Origin of the sequence: Natrialba hulunbeirensis JCM 10989 (assembly GCF_000337575.1) — an archaeon.
Lineage (GTDB): Archaea > Halobacteriota > Halobacteria > Halobacteriales > Natrialbaceae > Natrialba > Natrialba hulunbeirensis.
On the sequence record NZ_AOIM01000037.1, the window covers coordinates 113,265 to 126,758 of the forward strand.

The window sequence follows — 13,494 nt, forward strand, 5'->3', positions numbered from 1 at the left end:
GTCGAACTCACAACGACTGCAACTCACGCCAGAGCGCCGCTGCAACCATGAAGTCGCCGACCGCCGCATAGCCACGTTTGACGTAGGGCTTCCCCGTCACCCGATAGAGTTCGAGAAACGTCCCGACCGGCGCGAGACAGCGCTCGACCCGCTCGACTTCCCGCCTCGCTCGCGCGTCGAACCCGTACCGTCGCAGGCCGACCGCGTACGCGAAACTGTTCCAGGGCCAGATCTGGGTATGGTAGTCCCGATGCAGCAAGAAAAACGGATGCACCTCCCGCGGTGAGAACGACGCCCCGCGCAACCGGAGTCCGTTCGGCGTCTCGAGTACCCCCAGCGAATTCACAATCGTCTCCGCCACCGACGGCTCGACGAGGCCGAAATACAACACGGGGACGTTCGCGTCGCAGGCGAGCACCGACGAACCCCGCCGTTCGTCGAAATACGACCCGTTCCACAGCCGCCCGAGCCCCTCGCGGAGTGCCGCCGAGCGCCCGGTGAACACCGTCGGAATCTCGCGGGACTCGAGTACCCTCGCCGCTGCGAGCAACAGTGCGGTGTTGTAGGCTTCCCGGGGCGCGGCGGCCGAGTCCCACCACGAACTGCCGGCACCGGTGACGAGACCGCGGTTCGAATCGACGAATTTCCGGTCGTGGAGGGCGGCCAGTGTGGCGATCGATTCGGCATGGTACTCGAGTCGGTCCGCTTCGGCGAGCAAGAGCACCAGTGCGGGGAAGGTGTCGACGCCTTCGGCGGGCGTCGCGGCGTTGACGCTAGCGTCGGTGTGAAAGTCGGTGTAGAAGACGTTCGAGAGCTGGGAGACGAGCCAGTCACCAGTCGTGGCGACGGTCTCTTGGTAGCCGGCGGTGACCAGCCCGCGAGCGGCGAAACAGAGGTCTCGGGGCCAGACGCCGTGAAAGTGGCCACCGGATTCGATGCCACCGGCGGCCCGTTCTGCGAGGATCGTTTCGGCGGCCTGCTCGAGTGATCCGTGATCGGGGTAGCCGTGTCGGCGAACGCGGGCGTAGTGTGCGAGGCGACGCGAGAGCTCGCGGCTGTAGTATCGCGTCGCCGAGAGTGGGCCCATGTTCAGGGGTTCGACTCGCCGCTCTCGTCTTCGTCGTCATCCTGGCTCTCGCTTCCGTTTTCGCTCTCGCCCTCGCCCCGGCCCTCGCTTTCGCTTTCACTTGCAGCGTCGCTCTCCTCGTCCGTCCCGTAGTCGGCCCCGATTTCGCCTTCGTCACCCTCGCCAGCCTCGCCCTCGTGGTCGTCCGACAGCTCCTCGCTTGGCGTTGCCTCCGGCTCTGTCCCTTCGGTCTGGGCGGGCTCTGCCTGTGTCGGATCCGGGCCGGTCGCCTCCGAGGCTTCGCTCATCGTCGCCGATTCCGAGACATCGATTTCGATCCCGTCGTCCTCCGTCTCGGTCTGGCGCGGATCGCCGTTCTCGCCGTCGAGACTCGGTTTCGATCGGGGTTCCGCGTCGTCGGTGACGAACTCGATCGGAGAGGATGCACCAGACATCTCGTCTGCGCTGTCCTCGTCAGCAAACGAGCCAAGGTCGGTCTGTGTCCCCGTTCCACTCTCCTGTCGTTTCGAGAGGCCGTATCTGAGCAGGCCAACGCCAGCGGCACCGATCGGAATCGACCGAAGTTGGCCGCGAAGGAGCGCGCGGACGGCAGAGAGCACCAGAATCCCGCCACCGACCAGCGGGAGTGTTCCCGGTCTGGAACCCGCGTCGGGCGTCATCGCTCCGTCGGTTCCGTGTCCGTACCCGCTCGATTCGTCGTCGTCCCGATTCTGATCCCGGCCGTGACCGGAGGGAGTGTGTGCTGTCATCGATATCACCGAGTGCCGGGCGTGGATGCTGGGCGCTGTACGCTGCGCGTCGACCGTCCTCCGCCACTGTTCGCACGCCCGGCCTCACCGATGGTACCCGTCCCGGACGGTTGAAGGTTGGACCGGCAGATGACTACCACTCGCGAACGTCGGCGGCAAAAACAGCAGTGTTCGAATCAGTTCGCATCAGTTCGATTTCAGGGCGACGACGGATGACGGCGGACTGGCGATGAGGCGACGATAAGGCGACGCCAGACCACCGGACCAACGACCCACCATCAGCACACCACCAACATACCTCGCTACGACGACTCCCAGTCGAACCGCTCCGGATCCCGCGCTGCAAGCGCTGTCCGGACCGCTGCAACGTTCTCCGGCACGTCGTGCACTCGGATGAGATCCGCACCGCGATCCGCCGCGAGCGCGCTCGCCGCAACCGTCGCGTCACGCCGCTCGTCCGGCCCCTGGCCGACGTGTGCGAACATCGACTTGTGCGAGTGACCGACGAGTACTGGATAGCCAAGCGCGCGGAACTCTCCGAGTCGGTCCAGAATCTCGAACGACTCCGCCGCCGACTTCCCAAAGCCAATTCCTGGATCGACGACGATTTTCTCTCGGTCGACACCAGCCTTCTCAGCGAGTAACAACCGCTCTGCCAACTGATCGATTACGTCCTCGACGACGTCGTCGTAGGTCACCTCGCGGTCCGGGTCGACGATCGAATCGATACTGTGCATCACGATCAGCCCCGCGTCGTGTTCGGCCGCGACGAAGCGCATTTCGGGATCCTCGAGCCCGGATACGTCGTTGATGATGTCCGCGCCGGCCTCGAGTGCGGCCTCGGCGACGGCCGCCTTTCGCGTGTCGATCGAGATGGCGACATCGAGGTCCACGATACGCTCGATAACGGGGACGACGCGTTCGATTTCGTCCTCGACTGGAACCGGCTCTGCACCGGGACGCGTGGACTCCCCGCCGATATCGATCACGTCTACGCCGGCCGAAACCATCGCCTCCGCGCGCTCGACGGCGTCTGCGAGTGCGTCGAACTCGCCGCCGTCGTGGAAGCTGTCGGGAGTGACATTGAGGATACCCATGACGGCGGTACGGTCGGCCCAGGGTGGTGTCTCGGCACTGGTGGATGTGGGGGTCACGGCGTCCGACTCCGGAGTCGCATTGGAAGCCGACTCGAGACCAAGCGTCTCACCAATCTCACGAGCGACCGTCTCGAGTCCGTCCTCGTGATCGACGGTCGACACCAGTTGCTCGAACTGCGCGAGCGTTCCCATCAACACCACGTCGACGCGCTCGCCGTGATCGTCGTCCGCCCCCGACACGACACACTCACCGCCGAGACGTACCAGTTCGGTCTGTAGTCGCCTCGCCTGCGGCGACTGCAGGTTCGTCTTGACGACGCGGTGGAGCGCCTCGCCGTCGAAGCGGTCGACGTCGGCGTCGGAAACCTGTGCGGACTCGAGTGCATCCCGCGCGTCCGATCGGTCGCGGATTCGTTTGGTGATTCCGGTCGTCGTCCAGCGCGAGCGGGCCTCGGCGACGGCGAACAGCGAGCCCGTGATGAGGACGCAGTCGTCGGGGCCGGCGTCGGCGAGTGCCTGCGAGAGGGCGTCCTGAACGCTCTGTGTCGTCTTCACCTGAGCTACGCCGGCGCCATCGAAGACAGTCGCGAGCACGTCGCGATCCTCAGCACGGTCGAGTCCCGGCTCCGCCGTACGTACGGAGTCGGGTGTCGGTAACGCCGCGGCCATCTCGCGGTGGTCCTTGTCGTGCATCGCGCTGAAGACGAGGTGGAGGTCGTCGAACTCGTAGGTTCCGAGCGTGGCGGCGAGTTGCTCGCACGCACCGGGATTGTGCGCGCCGTCCAGGACGACGAGCGGTTCGGTGCCCATCACTTCGAACCGGCCCGGCCAGTGGGCGTTTCGCAGGCCGCGGGCGAGTTCCTCGGTCGACACGTCTGCGACCTGCCGTGCAAGCGCGGCGGCGATGCCGGCGTTCTCTGCCTGATGGGTGCCAGGCAGCGGGATCTGCGTCGACACGGACCAATCGTCGGCGTCAATGGAGACGGCGGCTTCAGTGTGGTTCGCACGTCCGCCGTACTCGACGCGAACGTCTGGATCAGTCGTCTCGTCATCTGCTTCTGCCCCCTTCCCCCCACCCCTCGTTCCAACTGTAACGACATCGCCTGCAACCTCGCGAACGGACTCGAGTACCGGTCCGGTGACGCCCGTGACGAGCGGGGCGTCCGCGGGTGCGACGTGTGCCTTGTCGCGGGCGATTTCGGCTTCCGTCTCGCCCAGAATGCCGGTGTGTTCGAGCGTCACGCTCGTCACTGCACTCGCGACGGGATCGACGACGCTGGTTGCGTCGTACCGGCCGCCGATGCCGACCTCGAGAACGGCCACGTCGACGTTTTCGCGGCCGAACTGCCAGATCGCCATCGCGGTCATCGCCTCGAAGAACGTCGGCGAGTTTCCGTCGGCGGCCTGCTCGGTCAGGTAGTCGTGGACCGATTTGACGTACGTACAGACGGCCGAGCGAGGAATCTTCCGGCCGTCGACCTGAACACGCTCGCGGAGGTCCTCCAGGTGGGGAGAGGTGTAGAGTCCGACCGAGAGTCCCGCCTCGCGAAGCGTCTGTTCGACCATCCGCGCCGTACTGCCTTTGCCGTTCGAGCCGGCGACCTGCACGAACGCGACGTCCTCGTGTGGATCGTCGAGGGTTGCAAGTAGCTGCGCCGTCGACGCCGTCCCCGGCTTCGGCCGAAAGCGCCGCAAGCCGAAGAGAACGTCCGCCGCCTCGTGATACTCCATATCCGAACCACAGAGCCAGTCCGCTTTAGGGTGTCGGAGTCGGCCGTCAGTGGCCGCTTCTGAGACGCCGTTCTCACGTGGACGGCTGTCCGGCGAACCGACCACCGTCCCAACCGCCGACCTTCGTGCGCAGCCAGTACTCGACCGCCGCGGCGACGAGCAGACAGACCGCGTACGGGCCGAACAGAAGGATGTGCACGGGGCTGTCTGTGGTGACGAACACCTCGACTGCGAGCGCGTACGGAACCAGCGCGAACAGGACAAGCGGGACGACAAGCCCGCGCGAAAGCAGCGCCGCCAGCGGAACCGCGGTGACGGCAGCTGCGACGATGAAGACAACGAACACCGACGCCGACGGTTGAATCCCCGACCGGAGCACGAGTAGCGCCGTCGCGAGGCCGACGAGTCCGGCAGCGGTGGCGATGATCCGACCGAGAGCGCTCCGCGAGAGCGGAAGCGATGGCAGGTTTCGAAGTCGTCCGTCGCCGACACCGTACCCCTGTCGGAGTCCGAACTCGACGAGCCCAGCCACGACGACCAGCGAGAGCCAGACGTACCACGTGTGCGCGTAACTCGAGACGTGCGTTGGGCCCTCGACGATCACGTAGCCACCCAGTTCGCCCCACTCGGGCAGCGGCGTCGTGAGGTCGAGGTACACTGTCCCCGCGAGAACGCCGAGAAAGGCGATCGCAGGAGTCAACAAGCGGGTATAGGACGTGATGAACACCGCGACGAATCCCAGCGCGAACCCCGCCAGTGCGAGCACCGCGAGTTGCGTGGGAGCGTCGAGTACCGGGTAGCTCCCGCGGACGAAAAGCGCCAGCACGCAGGTGACGTTCAGGAGGCCACCGATTGCACCAGCGGCGAGCGATGGGACGGACGGTCGCTGTAGTGAGTCGATCGCTTTCATACGTGAGTGACGGCGAGACCTCGGATCACAGACAGGTACTCGAATCGCAGTCAGGTGAGCCAGTACGTTCGTGGAACTCGAGTTGGTTCCGACACTCGACTACTCGAGTTCGGCCTCTGCGGCCAGCCCTGCCGAATCGTCGGCCGAGTCCTTCGTGATCTCGAGGAACGCATCCTCCAGACTGCGCGTCTCTGCCGTCTCGGCGCGGGACTTCAGCGTTTCGGGGTCGTCCTGGGCAACGAGTTCGCCGTCGTGAAGCACGCCGATCCGGTCGGCCAGGTCGTCGACGACCGAGAGGATGTGCGTCGAGAGGAAAATCGTCATCTCCTGGTCGGCCAGATCCGCGATCGTCTCGCGCATCGTCCGTGCCGCGCGGGGGTCCAGGCCGCTCGTCGGCTCGTCGAGGAAGGCGACTGCGGGCTCGTGCAACACCGCCTGAATGACGCCCACCTTCTGGCGCATCCCCTTCGAGTAGTCCGCAATACGCTTATCCGCGTCGTCAGTGAGGTCGAACCGCTCGAGGAGGCTCTCGATTCGCTCGCTCGCCTGCTCGTCCGGCAGGTCCCGCAAGCCGGCGGCGTACTCGAGTTGCTCGCGGCCCGAGAGTTCGTCGTAGATCGGCGGTTCCTCGGGGAGGTAGCCGATGTGTGGCGTAACGGATTCGCGGTCGGTGATCGGGTGACTGGCGACGTGTGCAGTGCCCGACGTGGGTCGTGTCAGTGTCGTCAGCATCCGCATCGTCGTGGTCTTGCCGGCGCCGTTGGGGCCGAGGAAGCCGTAGACGGTGCCGCGTTCGACTTCGATCGTCAGTCCGGAGACGGCGGTAGTGTCGCCGTACTGCTTCGTGAGGTCGTCCGTAACGATAGCGGGGGCCGTTTCGGGCGTCGCCGCCGGTTTTGGGGACTCGTCGAGGGCCATACTGATCGTTTCGCGTGCAGGGAGTTAAATTTGTGACATACTTATCAGGATCGTCCAGTCTCGGTTGGCGGCTCAGGCAGAACAGAGAATGACAACGCTCCAAAGTGTTTATACCGGTCATCGTCCAACGGTCAGTATGGCCCTTCCACTCCTCGCTTCCGTCGGTTCTCCGGCGGGTTACATACTGTGTCCTGGTGGTTCCCGATGAGTTCGCCCGCAACCGTCATCGCGCGAACGCAAGTCCGACGGACGATCCGGACCGTCGTCGGTGATCGAATGAAACTGCTCATGATGGCGGGGATCGCCCTCCTCGCGCTCGGTCCCGTCACTGCGGTTGGACTGTTGATCCTGCCCGCCTTCGGTGAGGAGGTCGCGACCGGTGCGGTCGACGCACCGATTGCACTCGAGATCGTTTCGGGCGTCACCGCACTCGCCTGGCTCTTTCTTATCCTCATGGCGGGGATTCGAACGTTTACCGCCGCTGCGAATCTCGACCAGCCCGCGCTCGTGTTGCTCTCCGCACCGCTTCGGTCGACGGTGATCGGAAATATCGTTGCCGAGATTCTCCTCTTTGCAATCTGGCTCGTGCCGCCGGTCGTGGTATACTCCGCCGCGTTCGCAAGCGGGGCGGGAACGGTGTTTCCCGCGCTCGCGATTCCGTTCGTCGCCGTCCTCCTGCTCGTTACCGCCGTCCCGATCGGCTTCGTGGTCGGTACCTGGGCTCGCCACCTGTTGACGGTCTACGAGCCGATCGCGCGGTACCGGACGCCAGTTATTATCCTCCTTGCACTCGCGTACTTCGGCTCGATCGCCACCGGCTGGTTCGATACGGTCGCCACGTTCCTGTTCGACCTCGTCGGCGACGGCCCGCTTGGCTGGTTCGGCCACGTACTCTTCCTCGGCATTCCGACGATCGACCCCGATCCCACCGCCGTCGTCGGCGCGCTGGTCGGCTCGGCCATCCTGATCCCGGTCGCCGTCGCCATCGGCGTCGTCTCCGCTCGCGTTCACTGGTACGCCGATCCGGCGCGCATTCAGGACGACACCGAGCCTGCCGCGACTGGGGAGGGGAGCGACCGATTGTCCGCGTTCCTCGATCAGGGTCTCTCGAAACCGGTGCGGACGATGACCGTGACGACGATCCGACGAACGAAACGCTCACCGATCCGCCTCGCGTACGCCGCGTACCCGCTGTTCGGAATGCTCTTTTTCGCACAGGAGATCATCGAAGCAGGGACGGTGCCCAGCTATATCGCCGTGCTCCTCTGTCTGTACGTCGTCTGGGGAACCGGCGTCCTGTTCGCGCTCAACCCGCTCGGCGACTTCGGTCGAGCGCTTCCTGCCGTGATGACCTCGTCGGTTGCCGGGAAGACGGCCGTCCGAAGTCGCATTATCGCAAGTGCACTCGTCGGTGTCCCACTCGCTGTCGTCGTCTCGCTCTCGGTCGGCATCATCAGCCCACTCTCACTCGAGGAGACCGCCATGCTAGCAGCGGGGACGATTCTCGGCGCACTCGTTGCACCAGCCCTCGCAGTGGGCATCGGCTCGGCGTTTCCCCGGTTTGGGTCGGTCGCAGTCACCAGCAACAAGGAGGCCGTCATGCCGAGCAAGGTGGCCTTCCTCGTCTACTCGGCTGGAATCATCCTACCCACGATAGCCGCCGTCGTGCTGTACACGGAAGCCGCACCGCTGGCAGCGCAGATCGCTACTGCACTCATCGCAGCACTCCCGGAACTCGAGTTCACGATCACCGGCGATCAACTCACGCTGGCCGCGTGGGCGGTGTTGATCGCCGGTATCGTCGCGCCGCCGGTTGCCTACCGCTACGCGGTCGAGCAGTTCGACTGGTATCGGATCGACTAGGGCTGGGTTTGAGGGATGAAACGCTGCTAGAATCGGCGTACTCCCGCTCGTCCGCTCACGACTCCTCCTCTTTCCGATCTTCGATAAACAGCCGCACGCCCATCACCGGAATAAACAGGAAGAACGCGAGCAACATCATGCCGACAAAGATGGCGTTTGCGAACGCCGGCGACAGCGCCGGCGGCATCATCCACGAAGCCAGCACAAACCCACCGACGACGGAGATCACCACGAGGGCGTAGAGGTCGGTCCGTCGAACCGGGACTTCCTCGGACATAGTCGACCGTTGCAACTGGATCCATATAGAGTGTCGTATCTCACTCCTGCGGACCTGTGACCGAGTGCTGGGTTCGTCCACCTACTCGAGTTGGCAGCGACTCGAGTGGGTTCCTGCTGCAAAAAGCCAGTATGGGCCGAACCAATCGAAAGCAGGGTGAACGATGTCGACAACGGTGTGAAGAGGAGTCCCCCAGTTCGTCTCGTTGGGGAGCGAACGAGAACGCGTCCGACTGCAAACCAAACCGACTGCTGGGAGCGGGCCGAGACTCAGCCCCAGTTCTCCTCGTGGACCGGACGGCTCGTCACCGACGCAACCTCGAGTTCACCACCGAACGCGTCAAGTGCTTCAACGTACGCCTCGGCGCTGGCTTCCGTCGAGAGGTACGGAATCTCCTCTTCGACGGCCATCTCCAGCGAGTCACGGTCACGGCTGACGACGAAGTCGACCTCGCCCTCGCGGATCGCCTGCGGCACGTCGTCGAACTCGGCGATGTCGAAGTGGTTCTCGAAGCCATCCACGTCGAAGTCGACAACTGCGGTTCCCTCGCTGACGGCGTTGTACGCTGCCTGCTGGGCCTTCCAGTAGGCCGTACCGAAGTCGCTCGCGGTGCCCATGACCTCGCCCGTGGACTTCATCTCCGGACCGAGACGCGGATCCGAGCCCGGCAGGCGGTCGAACGGCAGGACGACCTCCTTGATCGAGGTGTGGTCTGGCACCTGTTCACTCGCCTCGAGACTCGCGAGGGTCTCGCCGGCCATCACCTTCGCGGCGAGTTTGGCGATCGGGACGCCGGTCGCCTTCGAGACGAACGGAACGGTGCGCGAGGAGCGCGGGTTCGCTTCCAGCACGTACACCTCACCGTCCTGAACGGCGAGCTGGACGTTCATCAGGCCCTTCGTCTTCAGCGCCTCGGCGATGTCCTCCGTGACCTCGCGGACGCGAGCCAGCGTGTCGTCGTCCAGCGAGCGCGGCGGGATCATACACGCCGAGTCGCCAGAGTGGACGCCAGCGCTCTCGACGTGTTCCATAATGCCGCCGATGAGAACGTTGCGGCCGTCCGAGACGGCGTCCACGTCGAGTTCGACCGCGTTCTCGAGAAAGTCGTCCACCAGAATCGGCTTCTCCGGACTGACGCGAACTGCTTCCTCGATGTAGGTCTCGAGTTCCTCGTCGGTGTAGACGACATCCATCGCGCGGCCGCCGAGCACGTAGGACGGGCGGACCAGTACGGGGTAGCCGATATCGTGGGCCAACTCGAGTGCCTCCTCCTTCGAGAAGGCGGTGCCGCCCTCGGGTTGGGCGATCTCGAGTTCGTCCATGAGTGCGTTGAAGCGGTCACGGTCCTCGGCGAGGTCCATCGCCTCGACGCTCGTCCCCATAATCTCGCAGTCGAGGCCGCGACGCTCGAGTTCGTCCGCGAGCGGTTCGCCGATGTTGACGGAGGTCTGGCCGCCGAACTGGACCATGACGCCATCTGCGCCGGTTGCTTCGGCCACGTCTGCGACCTCCTCGGCGGTGATCGGTTCGAAGAAGAGGCCGTCGGAGGTGTCGTAGTCCGTCGAGACGGTTTCGGGGTTGTTGTTCACCACGTGGGCGTCGATGCCGAGTTCGCGGAGCGCACGAACCGCGTGGACCGAACAGTAGTCGAACTCGACCCCCTGACCGATGCGGATCGGACCGCCGCCGACGACGATCACGCTCTCGATTTCGGGGTCGACCTCGAGTTCGCCGGCAGCCGCCTGGCCCTCGAGTGGGCCGGATTCGAACTCGTTCTGACGCGCGGAGTAGTAGTACGGCGTCTCTGCCTCGAACTCGCCGGCGCAGGTGTCGACCTGCTTGTACGTGCGGCCGGGGACTTCCTGTTCGACGGAGCCGACATCGGTGCCGGCGGTGGTCGCGATCGAGGCGTTCGTGTGGCCGGCGATCGCTGCCTCGGTGAAGTCACCCTCCTGTGCGGCGCGGACCGACTCCGCGATGCGGCTGTAGCGCTCGGTGTACCACTCGAAGATGCCCGTCAGGGAAACGACCTCCTCGACGCTGTAGCCGCGTTCGAAGGCTTCGAACATCGCGTACGGACGGTCGGGGGATGGGCGCTCGAGATAGTGGGACTCGAGTTCCTCGTCGCTCACGTCGGCCCAGTCGACGTCGGGTTCGTATTCACTCGATCGCAGGGCCTTGAGCAGCGATTCCTCGAAGCTACGGCCGATGGCCATCGCCTCGCCGGTCGACTTCATCGCGGTCGTGAGTTCGAAGTCGACGTCGTCGAACTTGTCCTTGGGCCAGCGCGGGACCTTCGTAACGACGTAGTCGATCGCGGGCTCGAAAGCGGCGGTCGTCTCGCCGGTGATCTCGTTGTCGATCTCGTGGAGGCGCTTGCCCAGAGCGACCTTCGCGGTCACGCGGGCGATCGGGTAGCCAGTCGCTTTCGAGGCGAGCGCCGAGGAGCGGGAGACGCGCGGGTTGACCTCGACCACGCGGTACTCACCGCCGGGGGTGCCGTCGTCGTGCCAGGCGAACTGGATGTTACAGCCGCCCTGAATGCCGAGTTCGCGGATGACGTCGAGCGCCGCCGTACGCATCTCCTGGTGACCCTCGTCGGGAACGATCTGGGAGGGCGTGACGACCGTCGACTCCCCGGTGTGGATCCCCATCGGGTCGATGTTCTCCATGTTGCAGATGATGATACAGGAGTCGTCGGCGTCGCGCATGACCTCGTACTCGTACTCGACCCAGCCCGCGATGGACTCCGTAATGAGGACCTCGCTGTTGCGCGAGAGGCGAAGCCCCTTGCGGACGCGTTCTAAGAGTTCGTCCATCTCCTCGACGACGCCCGACCCGGAGCCACCGAGGGTGTACGTCGTGCGCGCGATGACCGGTAGCCCGCCGACCTCCTCGACGGCGGCCTCGACGCGCTCGCGCAGGTCTTCCTCACTCAGACCCGTCGCGGATTCGCCCTCCTCGAGTGTGATCGTCGTCGAGCCGGGAACCGGCTGTCCGATCTTCTCCATGCGCTGGCGGAAGAGGTCGCGGTCTTCGGTCGCGTAGATCGTCTCGAGTGGCGTGCCCATAATCTCGACGTCGAACTCCTCGAGGATGCCCTCCTCGGCGAGTTCGGCGGTGACGTTGAGGCCGGTCTGACCGCCGAGACCGGCGATGACGCCGTCGGGGTTCTCCTTCCGAATGATTTCCGCGATAGCGTCGGTGGTGATCGGCTCGATGTAGACTTCGTCAGCCATCTCCGGGTCCGTCATGATGGTCGCCGGATTCGAATTGACGAGGACGACGCGAGCGCCTTCCTCCTGCAGCGCTCGGCAGGCCTGTGCCCCCGAATAGTCGAATTCAGCGGCCTGCCCGATCTGGATCGGGCCGCTCCCGATCAGCAGGATCGTACGCCCGTCCCCTGAGCTCTCGTCGTGGTCCGTACTCATTGGTCTCGTCCGTTCGAAGTTCGCACATCGTAATAAGCCCCACGATACAATACGATTCTCGAAATGGTTTTTCGAAATTCGAACCGTCCGCGAAACCGAAGCGACACAGCGTGTCGAGCGGCCGTTCTGTATTGGTTCCCGGACGCTCCCTGTCGGTGACCGGACCGTCCATGTCAACCCGGGTATGAGTCGCCGCTAAATTCGAACTGCGTACTGTTCCGAACCCAACGTAGTAACACGCCCGTCAGGCGGTGGCATCGATGTCCGGGAAGTGATATATGTACTCGAGTGCCTACCAGATACTGCGATGAACTCAGCTACTGTCTGTGACTCTGTATACGTACGACACTGCAATCAGAATGGTCAAGAAATAGAGGTGAGCGCCTAATGTTCGAAGCTCCCGGTGCCGACGTGCTCTTCGTCGTTGCACGACTGCTCTTCGGCGGCGTCCTCGCGTTCACCGGTCTGAACCACTTTCTGAACCTCGAGGAGATGGCGGGCTACGCCGAGTTCAAGGGCATTCCAGCGCCGACGGTGTCGGTCCTCCTCAGCGGTCTCCTGCTCGTCTTCGGCGGCATCTCGATCGTCCTCGGTATTTTCCCGGCAGTCGGCGCTGCTGGACTCGCTGTCTTCCTCGCCGTCTCGGCGATTACGATGCACGACTTCTGGAACGCTGACGGCGCGGACGCACAGGACGAATTCAACAGTTTCCTCAAGAATATCTACGGCAGCGGTGGCGCGCTGCTGTTTCTCGTCGTGAGTAGCGCCCACTGGCCCTACGCGCTGAACGTCGGACTCTAGATTAGTTCACCTCACCTGTCCTCAGAGCGCGCGGTCGTGCTCGCTCTCGAAATCGCGCTGCTGGCGGTACTGCTCGACGAACTCGCTCACGTCGAACTCGAGCATCTGCGACTCGAACTGGCCCACCGCCGTGTCGTCTTCGGCGTGGCTGATCGCGTGCTCCATCAGTTCGACGACCAGTTCGACGATGATCTCGTGTAGTCGCCGCGCGTCGAAGTCCGTCACCCAGACCATCGAATACCCCACTGCGCCGTCGTCGCTCGCGTCGTGCGTGACGACCTGCTCCGGGAACTCCTCCAACACCACGCCCATGAGATGCGGCGTGCCGAACTCGCCGAAGTCGTCCTCCGTGTCGATCGTCTCCTGGAGAATCGTCACGAGCGACTCCGGGAAGAACCGGGAGGGCGGGTGGACGTCCGTGACGACCGCGTGGGTCTCTCCGCACGAGTCCGTATCCGAGTCGGGGCCACCGGGACACGTGAACTCGCGCATCCCCAGATCGATCTCGTGCGGATCGATCGTTGCACCGCAGGGTAACTCGAGTTGCCGTTCGTCCTCAGGGCCCGGGACACGGGGAGTTGCCATCGGGGAGGATTGGGCCGGATTGGGCATAAGGGCGACGACTCGATA

Annotated in this window: 10 protein-coding genes; 2 read left to right on the forward strand and 8 right to left on the reverse strand. The window is 64.4% G+C overall.

Annotated features, from left to right (window positions below; genetic code table 11):
- Positions 1-7 precede the first annotated feature (7 nt).
- From C483_RS14015 to C483_RS14035, 5 genes are all read right to left on the reverse strand, one after another.
- Positions 8-1,087: a hypothetical protein gene (locus tag C483_RS14015; protein ID WP_006654019.1), complete on the reverse strand. Its 1,080-nt coding sequence runs from the start codon at positions 1,085-1,087 to the stop codon at positions 8-10.
- A gap of 2 nt (positions 1,088-1,089) precedes the next feature.
- Positions 1,090-1,836 (reverse strand): hypothetical protein, encoded by a 747-nt coding sequence (locus C483_RS14020; protein WP_006654020.1) that lies wholly within the window; start codon positions 1,834-1,836, stop codon positions 1,090-1,092.
- 302 nt (positions 1,837-2,138) lie between these two features.
- The gene (folP, locus tag C483_RS14025) at positions 2,139-4,664 is read right to left on the reverse strand and encodes a dihydropteroate synthase (RefSeq protein ID WP_049912744.1); all 2,526 of its coding nucleotides are present in this window, start codon (positions 4,662-4,664) and stop codon (positions 2,139-2,141) included.
- Positions 4,665-4,737: 73 nt separating this feature from the next.
- Complete coding sequence (locus C483_RS14030; RefSeq protein WP_006654022.1) at positions 4,738-5,574, reverse strand: hypothetical protein; 837 nt, start codon at positions 5,572-5,574, stop codon at positions 4,738-4,740.
- A 99-nt stretch (positions 5,575-5,673) separates the two neighbouring features.
- Positions 5,674-6,492 carry an ABC transporter ATP-binding protein gene (locus C483_RS14035; RefSeq protein ID WP_006654023.1) on the reverse strand — a complete coding sequence of 273 codons (819 nt, stop codon included), beginning with the start codon at positions 6,490-6,492 and terminating at the stop codon, positions 5,674-5,676.
- 204 nt (positions 6,493-6,696) lie between these two features.
- Here C483_RS14035 and C483_RS14040 point away from each other — a divergent pair, with 204 nt between their 5' ends.
- Entirely contained in the window at positions 6,697-8,355 is a 1,659-nt protein-coding gene (locus C483_RS14040) for a hypothetical protein (protein ID WP_006654024.1), read from the forward strand.
- A 55-nt stretch (positions 8,356-8,410) separates the two neighbouring features.
- Here the strand turns inward: C483_RS14040 and C483_RS14045 are convergent, their stop codons facing one another.
- On the reverse strand, positions 8,411-8,632 hold the full coding sequence (locus C483_RS14045; protein ID WP_006654025.1) for a hypothetical protein: 222 nt from the start codon (positions 8,630-8,632) through the stop codon (positions 8,411-8,413).
- A gap of 269 nt (positions 8,633-8,901) precedes the next feature.
- Positions 8,902-12,063 (reverse strand): carbamoyl-phosphate synthase large subunit, encoded by a 3,162-nt coding sequence (gene carB, locus C483_RS14050; protein ID WP_006654026.1) that lies wholly within the window; start codon positions 12,061-12,063, stop codon positions 8,902-8,904.
- A 387-nt stretch (positions 12,064-12,450) separates the two neighbouring features.
- Here carB and C483_RS14055 point away from each other — a divergent pair, with 387 nt between their 5' ends.
- Positions 12,451-12,864, forward strand: coding sequence for a DoxX family protein (locus C483_RS14055; RefSeq protein WP_006654027.1), 414 nt, complete (start codon positions 12,451-12,453; stop codon positions 12,862-12,864).
- A gap of 21 nt (positions 12,865-12,885) precedes the next feature.
- Here the strand turns inward: C483_RS14055 and C483_RS14060 are convergent, their stop codons facing one another.
- The gene (locus C483_RS14060) at positions 12,886-13,449 is read right to left on the reverse strand and encodes a DUF5815 family protein (RefSeq protein ID WP_006654028.1); all 564 of its coding nucleotides are present in this window, start codon (positions 13,447-13,449) and stop codon (positions 12,886-12,888) included.
- Between the last annotated feature and the right edge of the window lie 45 nt (positions 13,450-13,494).

Excerpts from the sequence above, each read along its gene's own strand:
- C483_RS14015 (WP_006654019.1), bottom strand. The coding sequence starts at position 1,087 with ATGGGCCCACTCTCGGCGACGCGATACTACAGCCGCGAGCTCTCGCGT.
- C483_RS14020 (WP_006654020.1), bottom strand. The coding sequence starts at position 1,836 with ATGACAGCACACACTCCCTCCGGTCACGGCCGGGATCAGAATCGGGAC.
- folP (WP_049912744.1), bottom strand. The coding sequence starts at position 4,664 with ATGGAGTATCACGAGGCGGCGGACGTTCTCTTCGGCTTGCGGCGCTTT.
- C483_RS14030 (WP_006654022.1), bottom strand. The coding sequence starts at position 5,574 with ATGAAAGCGATCGACTCACTACAGCGACCGTCCGTCCCATCGCTCGCC.
- C483_RS14035 (WP_006654023.1), bottom strand. The coding sequence starts at position 6,492 with ATGGCCCTCGACGAGTCCCCAAAACCGGCGGCGACGCCCGAAACGGCC.
- C483_RS14040 (WP_006654024.1), top strand. The coding sequence starts at position 6,697 with ATGAGTTCGCCCGCAACCGTCATCGCGCGAACGCAAGTCCGACGGACG.
- C483_RS14045 (WP_006654025.1), bottom strand. The coding sequence starts at position 8,632 with ATGTCCGAGGAAGTCCCGGTTCGACGGACCGACCTCTACGCCCTCGTG.
- carB (WP_006654026.1), bottom strand. The coding sequence starts at position 12,063 with ATGAGTACGGACCACGACGAGAGCTCAGGGGACGGGCGTACGATCCTG.
- C483_RS14055 (WP_006654027.1), top strand. The coding sequence starts at position 12,451 with ATGTTCGAAGCTCCCGGTGCCGACGTGCTCTTCGTCGTTGCACGACTG.
- C483_RS14060 (WP_006654028.1), bottom strand. The coding sequence starts at position 13,449 with ATGGCAACTCCCCGTGTCCCGGGCCCTGAGGACGAACGGCAACTCGAG.